7 protein-coding genes are annotated in these 8,109 nt (G+C 72.0%); 1 reads left to right on the top strand and 6 read right to left on the bottom strand.

The window, feature by feature from the left end; genetic code table 11:
- Positions 1 to 144: 144 nt before the first annotated feature.
- The 6 genes from COGEMETH_RS16170 to gmd all read right to left on the bottom strand — a co-directional run bounded on the left by COGEMETH_RS16170 (position 145) and on the right by gmd (position 6,968).
- Entirely contained in the window at positions 145 to 1,008 is an 864-nt protein-coding gene (locus tag COGEMETH_RS16170; RefSeq protein ID WP_238183629.1) for a hypothetical protein, read from the bottom strand.
- Positions 1,005 to 2,237, bottom strand: a complete 1,233-nt coding sequence (locus COGEMETH_RS16175) for a glycosyltransferase (protein ID WP_238183630.1) — start codon at positions 2,235 to 2,237, stop codon at positions 1,005 to 1,007. Before COGEMETH_RS16175 ends, COGEMETH_RS16170 begins: the two co-directional genes overlap by 4 nt.
- 73 nt (positions 2,238 to 2,310) lie before the next feature.
- Positions 2,311 to 4,203, bottom strand: coding sequence for a glycosyltransferase (locus COGEMETH_RS16180; protein WP_238183631.1), 1,893 nt, complete (start codon positions 4,201 to 4,203; stop codon positions 2,311 to 2,313).
- A complete protein-coding gene (locus tag COGEMETH_RS16185) occupies positions 4,203 to 4,910 on the bottom strand; it encodes a hypothetical protein (protein ID WP_238183632.1) in 708 nt (235 codons plus the stop codon). Before COGEMETH_RS16185 ends, COGEMETH_RS16180 begins: the two co-directional genes overlap by 1 nt.
- Before the next feature lie 88 nt (positions 4,911 to 4,998).
- Positions 4,999 to 5,973: an NAD-dependent epimerase/dehydratase family protein gene (locus COGEMETH_RS16190; RefSeq protein ID WP_238183633.1), complete on the bottom strand. Its 975-nt coding sequence runs from the start codon at positions 5,971 to 5,973 to the stop codon at positions 4,999 to 5,001.
- Positions 5,974 to 5,984: 11 nt separating this feature from the next.
- The gene (gene gmd / locus COGEMETH_RS16195; protein WP_238183634.1) at positions 5,985 to 6,968 is read right to left on the bottom strand and encodes a GDP-mannose 4,6-dehydratase; all 984 of its coding nucleotides are present in this window, start codon (positions 6,966 to 6,968) and stop codon (positions 5,985 to 5,987) included.
- Positions 6,969 to 7,317: 349 nt separating this feature from the next.
- Between gmd and guaA the strand changes: the two genes are divergently transcribed.
- Positions 7,318 to 8,109 (top strand): glutamine-hydrolyzing GMP synthase (gene guaA / locus COGEMETH_RS16200; RefSeq protein WP_238183635.1); only part of this gene is annotated, 792 nt, incomplete at its 3' end.

The raw sequence follows: 8,109 nt of genomic DNA on the forward strand, positions 1-8,109 counted from the left end.
TATCCGGCATCGTCGCTCCCCTCTCCCGACCCTCGCTGAGGCGAGGGCCACCCTCCCCCGCAGAGGGGGGAGGGAGACGCGCGCGCGATATATACCGGTCCTGAACCTGCCGCAGGCGCCCTGACCCTCCGCAGGACTGGCCCATCAGAGACCGCGTCGAAACGCCAGGCTTCCACCCGCATGGATCGCGGCGATGCGCGGCCGGCTCGGGCGCAGGTCCCATAGCTGCGCCTCGGCGTAGCGGACCAGCACGGTCCCGGTCTCCTGGTCCTTCCCGCGATAGCCGTGCTCCAGGGTTGCGAGCAGGGTCGGCCTCTGCGGGTGCGGAGGATGGCTCGGATCGATTTCCAGCGACAGGCGCTCCAGGCTCCCGTTCGAAAACGTCTCGAAGGCGTCCGTCAGGCCGGCGATCTCCGCATCGGTCAGCCGCATGAAGACGCAGAGGCGCCGGACGGGATCGGTGCAGGCCCGGACCGGAAGGTCGCGGTGCAGGTGCACCTCGAACGGCTCGACGGTCTCGCCCGGCAGGTCCAGGATGTGGTGCGCGGCCACCCCCCGGAGCATGTGCGGCAGGGGCGAACCGAAGGCCGAGCGGCTGGTCGGTCGCCCTTCCTGCTTCCCGTGCGTGCGGTAGTGCAGCAGCGGGTTGGCCCCGTTGCGCGCCACGTCGGCATGATGGCTGGCGTACCAGATGCTGTTGAAGCCGGGGTTGGGATCGTGCCCCGCCTCCGCCCCGAGGCGCAGGTAGTGCCGCAGGGGATCGAGCCCCGTCGGGCCGCTTTGTTCGCGGTAGAAGCGGGTATCGAAATCGGCCGCGGGGTTGCGGCCCTGGTCGGCACCGCGCAGCACGTAGTGCAGGAACGGGTCGATTCCCGACCGGGCGACGTCCCGGTTCATGCGCAGGTAGAACGTCTCGTCGAACAGCTTCGGCACCCGCCCGATGGTGGCGCGGCGATAGAGAGCGGACGCGAGACGGACCGCGCGCGGCCCCAGCGGGAAGCGTCTCATGCGAAGGTCGGCGCCTCGCAGAGGCGGCGCAGGGCCGCCCGATAGCCGGACGGCTCGCAATCCGCGCCGACCTGCGCGAGGCCCCGCTCCTGGAGCCGCGTCCAGGTGGGGGCATCCTCGTGCAGGAGGGCCATCGCCGCGGCGAAGGCGTCCGGGTCCCGCCAGTCGCGCGTGAGGTATCCCGTCCCTTCCGGCCAGCCGACCTGTTCCGCCAGCAGCGGGGTCAGCACGAGAGGCACGCCGCGGGTCACGGCCTCGTAGACCTTGTGCGGGATGCCGGCGGCGTAGCGGGTGGGGGCGATGCAGACGCGGGCGCGGTCGAACAGGGCGGTGGCGTCCGTGACCCGGCCCAGCACCGCGACGCTCGGACGGCTCAGGCGCCGGCGGATCGCGGGCGCCACCTCGCCGACGATCGTCAGGACCGCCTCCGGCAGGCGCAGGCGCAAGGCCGGCCACGCTTCGCGCAGCAGCCATTCGAGGGAATCGACGTTCGGCTGATCCTCCTGCGCGAGGGAGCCGATGAACAGGAAGCCGCCGCGCCCCTCGAAGCCGGGCGGCTTCCCGCCCAGGCGCCGGAGCGCGAGGCCGAGCACCGAGACGTTGCCGATACCGCAGGCGGAGAGAAGCCGGCCCTCGGCCTCGGAGACCGTCACGACGTGGTCGGCCTGTCCGAAATTGCGGGTCTCGCGGGCGATCGCGCGCATCAGGGCGGCCCCGGTGCCGAATCCGTCAGCCATGGTCCCGGCGATGAAGTCGCGCACCGCGAACACAGCCTCCGAATCGAAGATCACCCGCGAGCGGGCGAAGGCGCGCGCCGTGGTGCCCGCATCGGCCAGGACCCGGCAGACCATGTCGATGTTGTGCGGCCGGCTGACCCAGAGAACGTCGTAGCGCCCGGCCCCGTCCTCGACGAGGCGCCGCATGCCCGCGTCCTCGGACGGTTCCAGGATCTCGATGGAGGCGTCGAGGTCGCGGTAGGGATCGTCCGCCCCGCCATCGGCTTCGAAGACCGGGTAGAAGGTCACGACGTAGCCGAGTTGCGCCATCGCGTTCACGATGAAGTTGGCGCGGGGCAGCCCACTCCCCAGGTCGATGTGCGGGACGCTGTCGTCCACGTAGAGCACGCGAAGGCGGAAGGGGTCGTCGATCCGCGATCCCGCGCCCGGCCGCCGGTCGCGGGCCGGCGCTGCCGCATCACGCGTCGCAAGCTCTTGCAGCCTCTCCGTCATCCCGTTCCGAACCGTGTCCCGCGTCCGATCAATGGGCGCCGCATCCGAGCCTGGCAATGGCGGCGCGGGCCTCTCACGGCCGGCCGCCTCGGATCTCGATCCGGCCGACGAGGTCGTCGGTGAGGAACAGGAGCCGGCCCGGTTCGATCCGATCCGCCCGGCCGCGATCCGCGTCGGCGGCCTCCAGCGTCAGGAGCGCGGGCACGAGGCAGAGGTCGATGCGCGGGGAGCCCTCATGCGAAAGGCGCAGCGGGCGCTGAAGTGGCGTCGCGCTCCAGAAGGCGCACTCGACGGCGGCGTTCCCGGCCGAGGCCGTGAGGAACAGGGCGGCCGGATGCTCCCCGGCCAGCAGAAAGCTCGGCAGGTGCGCCCGCACGTCGATGCGGCCGTCGGCGCGTCCGACGAGGCTTCCCGCGCTCGTCCAGTCCGCCACGGCCCCGACGAGGAGCAGGGCGAGGGCTTCGCGTACGGCACCCGGCAGGGACCGGGCCCGGACCCATTCGGGGGAGGGGGACCACCGGGCGTCCCCCACGAGCCCGGCAAGGGCCGCCCGGTCGAGGCCCGGCCCGTCGCCCGGTCGGGCGGGGCGGGCGAACCAGCGGCGGCGCACCGGCGAATCGGCGGCTGCGGCCTCGCGATCCGGCCCGCTCTCGGTCAGGACGAGCGTGCCGAGGGCCTCGTCGGCCTGGACGAGGGAGCGCAGGGAGCGCTCGCAGGTGACCGTCACCGGACCGAGGCAGGCCGTGACAGGGGGCCGGTCGGCGGCTTCCGGAGGCGCCGCCGGCTCCATCGACCGGCCGGCCGGGCAGGCTCGCAGCGCGGCGAGGCAGGCGGCCTCCGCCTCCCCTGAGGCCGCATCGAACCGGACGAACAGCGCCTCGCTCTCGGCGGCGAGGGCGGCGAGACCCGCCGCATCGTTGCGCAGCGCCAGGACCGTGTCCCGCACCGCCTCGACGCTCGACAGGCGGTGGGCCTCGGCCCGGGGGGCGAAGCCGTCGAAGGCCATCGCGGTCCCGATCACGGGCAGGCCGAACGACAGGGCCTCGGCGACCTTCATCTTGAGGCCCGTGCCGATCAGCATCGGCGCCACCACCACGTCGACCGCGTCGTAGAAGTCCTCGAGGCGCGGGACGGGGCCGGTCACGCGGATGCCCGGCCCCGAGCCGAACCCGAGGCTTCTGCCGATCTCGCCGGCGATGAGGAGGTCGGGCAGGCCTGGGGCCCAGCCCTGGCCCCAGAGCCGGGCGAAGGCCTGGATCGACAGGAGGTTGGCGTCGTTCCCGTGACCGATGAAGCCCAGGCGCCGGATGCGCGGCGGCGCGGCGGACGGGCGCTGCCGGGGCAGGCGCGGCGGCAGGGACAGCACCCGCCGGTCCGTGATCGCGCGGAAATAGGCCGCCTCGTTCTCCTGGATCGCCAGCACGAGGTCGGCGCGCGCGAGCCCGGCGGCCTCGTTCTCCCGGTCGGTGTAGAAGAAGCTCGGCGCGATGCCGAAGGGCCGGTACATCGTCTGGCGGTCGGCGAAGCGGTCGTGGGTGTCGATCAGCGTCAGCACGCCCGGCGGCACCGCCTCCAGGCAGCGCGAGAGGAACACGTAGTTGACCACGAGGGCGCAGGTGTCCGGCTGACCGGCGAAGTATCTGGCGACAAAGGCGCCGACCGCGGCGGGGCACCAGTCGTCGATCCCGAACACCCGAGCCCCCGTCCTGAGGCGGATCGCGCCCGGCGGCTCGATCCGGAAGACCCGCCGGAAGGTCTGCGCCATCCGGACGTGATCGGTCGGCGGGTGCTGGCCGAAGCGGCGATAGACCTGATCCTCGTGGGCGTAATAGGCGAGGTCGACCGAGAAGCCGCCGCGCCGGAGCATCTCGCAGACCGCCAGCAGCCGGCGGCGGTTGCCGGCGATGGTCGGAAACGGCGGCATCGGCGCGAGCACGAGGACGGTCCGCCCGCCGGCCTCGGGCATCACGATTCCGTCCCGCTTCGCAGGCAGCCCACCCGATGGACGCCGCCGCCGACCAGGATCGCCGCGTCCCGCAGCAGGGCCGGCGACCAGTCCGGCGCGAACGCGATCTCCACGGTGCGCGCCTCGCCGAAGCGCAGGGTCGCGCGCCTGACCGGGAATCGAACGTAGCCGTCGCCGGAGCGCACGAGCAGCATCTCGGGCACGAAGCCCTCGGCGAGGAGGAGACCCTGCCCCGCCCTCGTCAGCGGGACCGCGGTCCCGGCATCCGCCAGGACCAGGGCGTCGAGGGCCGGGGCGACGAAGCGGAGCAGGTCCGGCATCCCGTCGGCCGGGGCGGCGGGAAGCGCCAGGACGGCGTGCGCCAGGGCCGCGCACTCGCCGGGCGACAGGCCGGATTCGTCGCCGTCCTCGATCCCGATCCGAAAATCCCTGACATGCGTCGTCAGGACGATGCTGCGCGCATCCGGAAGGAAATCCGGCCCGGCGCAGCGCAGGACCAGCAGGTAGGAGAGCGTGTCCGACTGCCCGTCGCGGCGGGCGACGATCGACCAGCCGACCAGCGCGACGGCCTCCGGCTCCCGGACGGAGAGCGGGATCGCGAACGACGACAGGTGATCGATCCGGCAGACCACGATCCTGTCCGAGATGCGGACCAGTCGACCCGACACCCCGCTGTGATGCGATGCGGCGTCGCCGTCCGTCGTCATCGGCGCCCCGTCTCGCGGACGGTGATCCTGAACGTCGGACGGAGGGCCGCGGCCGGGACCGCGCCGGTTCCCCGGGGCCGCGCATCCGTCACGGCCGGCCGGGCTCGGCCGCCCGGGCCCTGGCATCCGCCAGCACGCGGGACAGGGTCTCGCTCCAGACTGCTGCCGGCCGCCAGCCGGTCGCGGCCGTCAGGCGGCCCGCATCGCCCGCGGCGACGGCGATCTCGGACGGCCGCATCCTGTCGGGCGCGATCCGGACCTCGAAGGGCACCCGCGCCATCGCCCGCAGGTCCGCGAGCACGCTCTCGATCGTGCGGGGCAGGCCCGAGCAGATGTTGAAGACCGCCCCGCTCTCGAGGGCGTCCACCTGCGCGATCAGGCCGAGATAGGCGCCCACCACGTCGTCGATGTCGAGGAAGTCCCGGCTCGCCGAGAGGTTTCCGACCTCGATCCAGGGCGGGCGCGATCCCGCCTCGATCCGGGCGATCTGTCCGGCGAAGGAGGCGACCACGAAGCGCTCGTCCTGGCCCGGCCCGATATGGTTGAACGGGCGCAGGACGATCAGCTTCGCGTCCGATTTCGCCAGCACGTCGCGCAGCATCTGCTCGCCGAGCCGCTTGGAGAGCGGGTAGCTTCCCACCGGCTGCGGTTCGGTCTCCTCCGAGAGCGGGGCGCCCGACAGGAAGGCCCGGCCGTAGACCTCCCCGGAACTGACGAAGAAGAGGTTCGGCGGGGACGCGATCTCCATCGCCGCCTCGGCCAGGTTGAGCAGGCCGACGAGGTTGGCGCGCCACGTCTCCGTGGGCAGGTCGCCGGCCTGCTGGACCGACGACAGGGCCGCCAGATGGAGGATGTCGGTCGGCCGGAACGCCGCGACGAACGTCGCGAGGCTCGCCTGGTCGAGCAGGTCCAACTGCCTGTAGTCCGCACCCTCCGGGAGGGACCCGAAGCTGCCGCGGCCGATTCCCACGACCGTCGCCGTACCCGCGAAGCGCTCCGCCAGGGCCGCGACGGCGTGGCGGCCGACGAAGCCGGCCGCGCCCGTGACGAGGATGCGCCTCACGCCCGGCCCGGTCAGGCGGCTTTGCGAAGTCGGGCGAGGTCCGCGTCGACCATCTCGCGGATCATGGTCTCCAGGGTGATCTCCGCCTTCCAGCCGAAGGCCTTCTCCGCCTTGGCCGGATCGCCCAGCAACACGTCCACCTCCGCCGGGCGGAACAGCTTCGGGTCGATCACGAGGTGGTCGTCGATCGAGAGGCCGACGTGGCGGAAGGCGATCTCGCACATCTCCCGCACCGTCGTGGTGCGGCCCGTGGCGATGACGTAGTCGTCGGGCTTCTCCTGTTGGAGCATCATCCACATCGCCCGGACGTAGTCCTTGGCGTGGCCCCAGTCGCGCTTGGCGTCGATGTTGCCGAGCCGCAGCTCCTCGGCGAGGCCCAGCTTGATCCGCGCCACCCCGTCCGTGACCTTGCGGGTGACGAACTCGACGCCCCGGACCGGGCTCTCGTGGTTGAACAGGATGCCGTTCGAGGCGTGCAGGCCGAAGCTCTCGCGGTAGTTGATCGTCATCCAGTGGGCGTAGAGCTTGGCCACGCCGTAGGGCGAGCGCGGGTAGAACGGCGTCGCCTCGCTCTGCACCTGTTCCTGGATCAGGCCGAACATCTCCGAGGAGGAGGCCTGGTAGTAGCGCGCATCCGGCCGCAGGGTGCGCACGCATTCGAGCAGGTTGACCGCGCCGAGCCCCGTGACCTGCCCGGTGAGCAGCGGCTGCTGCCAGGAGGCCGTGACGAAGGACTGGGCCGCCAGGTTGTAGATCTCGTCGGGCTGCACCTCCTGGATCGAGCGGGCCAGGCTCGACAGGTCGAGCAGGTTGCCGTCCAGCAGGCTGACGTCCTTGGCGATGCCGAGCCATTTCAGGCGGTGGTCGTAGACGCCCGCATGGCTGGAGCGGCGTACGATCCCGGAGACGGCATAGCCCTTCTCTAGGAGCAGTTGCGCGAGGTAGGCGCCGTCCTGCCCGGTGATGCCGGTGATCAGCGCGCGCTTGCCGCTCATGAAATGCTCCTGATCTCAAATCGGCTGCGACGGCTAGGGGTCGCGAATCCGTTAGTCAAGCAACCGACCGGCCGGAGGGATCGGCGGCCCGTGACGCCCTGCGGACACCGCGCACGCCTGCCCGGCATCCGAGCCGGGCCGTGCGAGAGCCGCGAATCCGGCACGGACTGCTCTCATGATGGCGGCGCCATGTCCATGTCGCGCGTTCCCCGCCGCGCCGCCGCACGTGTCGCGAAGGCCGGATGACGCGTGCCTCGACCGGAGGCAGGCGGTGCGCAGGCGTGGCCTGCACCGATCGCCATGCACGGGCTTCGTTGCGCGGACCCGAGGGCTCGTCTAACTCCCGATCATGAACACCGACCACGATAAAATCCTGATCGTCGATTTCGGCTCCCAGGTGACGCAGCTCATCGCCCGGCGGGTGCGCGAGGAGGGCGTCTATTGCGAGATCGTGCCCTTCACCAAGGCGGGCGAGGCCTTCGCGCAGGGGCGGCCCAAGGGCGTGATCCTCTCGGGCGGCCCGGAATCGGTGACGACGGAGGCCAGCCCCCGCACGCCGCAGGCTGTGTTCGATTCGGGCGTGCCCGTCTTCGGCATCTGCTACGGCCAGCAGACCATGGCGGCCCAGCTCGGCGGCGAGGTCGAGGGCGGCCACCATGCCGAGTTCGGCCGGGCCGAGGTCGAGGTCCTGTCCGACTGCCCCCTGTTCAAGGGCGTCTGGCACGTGGGCGAGCGCTACCCCGTCTGGATGAGCCACGGGGACCGCGTCACCAAGCTGCCGGACGGGTTCACCACGGTGGCGATCTCGAAGAACGCGCCCTTCGCCGCGGTGGCCGACGCGGCGCGCGGCTACTACGCCGTGCAGTTCCACCCGGAGGTCGCCCACACCCCGCACGGCGCCCTGCTGATCCGCAACTTCGTGCGCGACATCGCCGGCTGCACCGGCGACTGGACCATGGGCGCCTACCGCGACGAGTCGATCCGCAAGATCCGCGACCAGGTCGGGACGGGCAAGGTGATCTGCGGCCTGTCCGGCGGCGTCGATTCCGCCGTGGCCGCGGTGCTGATCCACGAGGCGATCGGCGAGCAGCTCACCTGCGTCTTCGTCGACCACGGCCTGCTGCGCCAGGGCGAGGCCGAG

Origin of the sequence: Methylobacterium trifolii (genome assembly GCF_022179685.1) — a bacterium.
Taxonomy (GTDB): domain Bacteria; phylum Pseudomonadota; class Alphaproteobacteria; order Rhizobiales; family Beijerinckiaceae; genus Methylobacterium; species Methylobacterium trifolii.

Bases quoted from the DNA above. Each gene is read 5' to 3' on its own strand.
- gmd (WP_238183634.1), bottom strand. From the start codon at position 6,968: ATGAGCGGCAAGCGCGCGCTGATCACCGGCATCACCGGGCAGGACGGC.
- COGEMETH_RS16185 (WP_238183632.1), bottom strand. From the start codon at position 4,910: ATGACGACGGACGGCGACGCCGCATCGCATCACAGCGGGGTGTCGGGT.
- COGEMETH_RS16170 (WP_238183629.1), bottom strand. From the start codon at position 1,008: ATGAGACGCTTCCCGCTGGGGCCGCGCGCGGTCCGTCTCGCGTCCGCT.
- COGEMETH_RS16175 (WP_238183630.1), bottom strand. From the start codon at position 2,237: ATGACGGAGAGGCTGCAAGAGCTTGCGACGCGTGATGCGGCAGCGCCG.
- COGEMETH_RS16180 (WP_238183631.1), bottom strand. From the start codon at position 4,203: ATGCCCGAGGCCGGCGGGCGGACCGTCCTCGTGCTCGCGCCGATGCCG.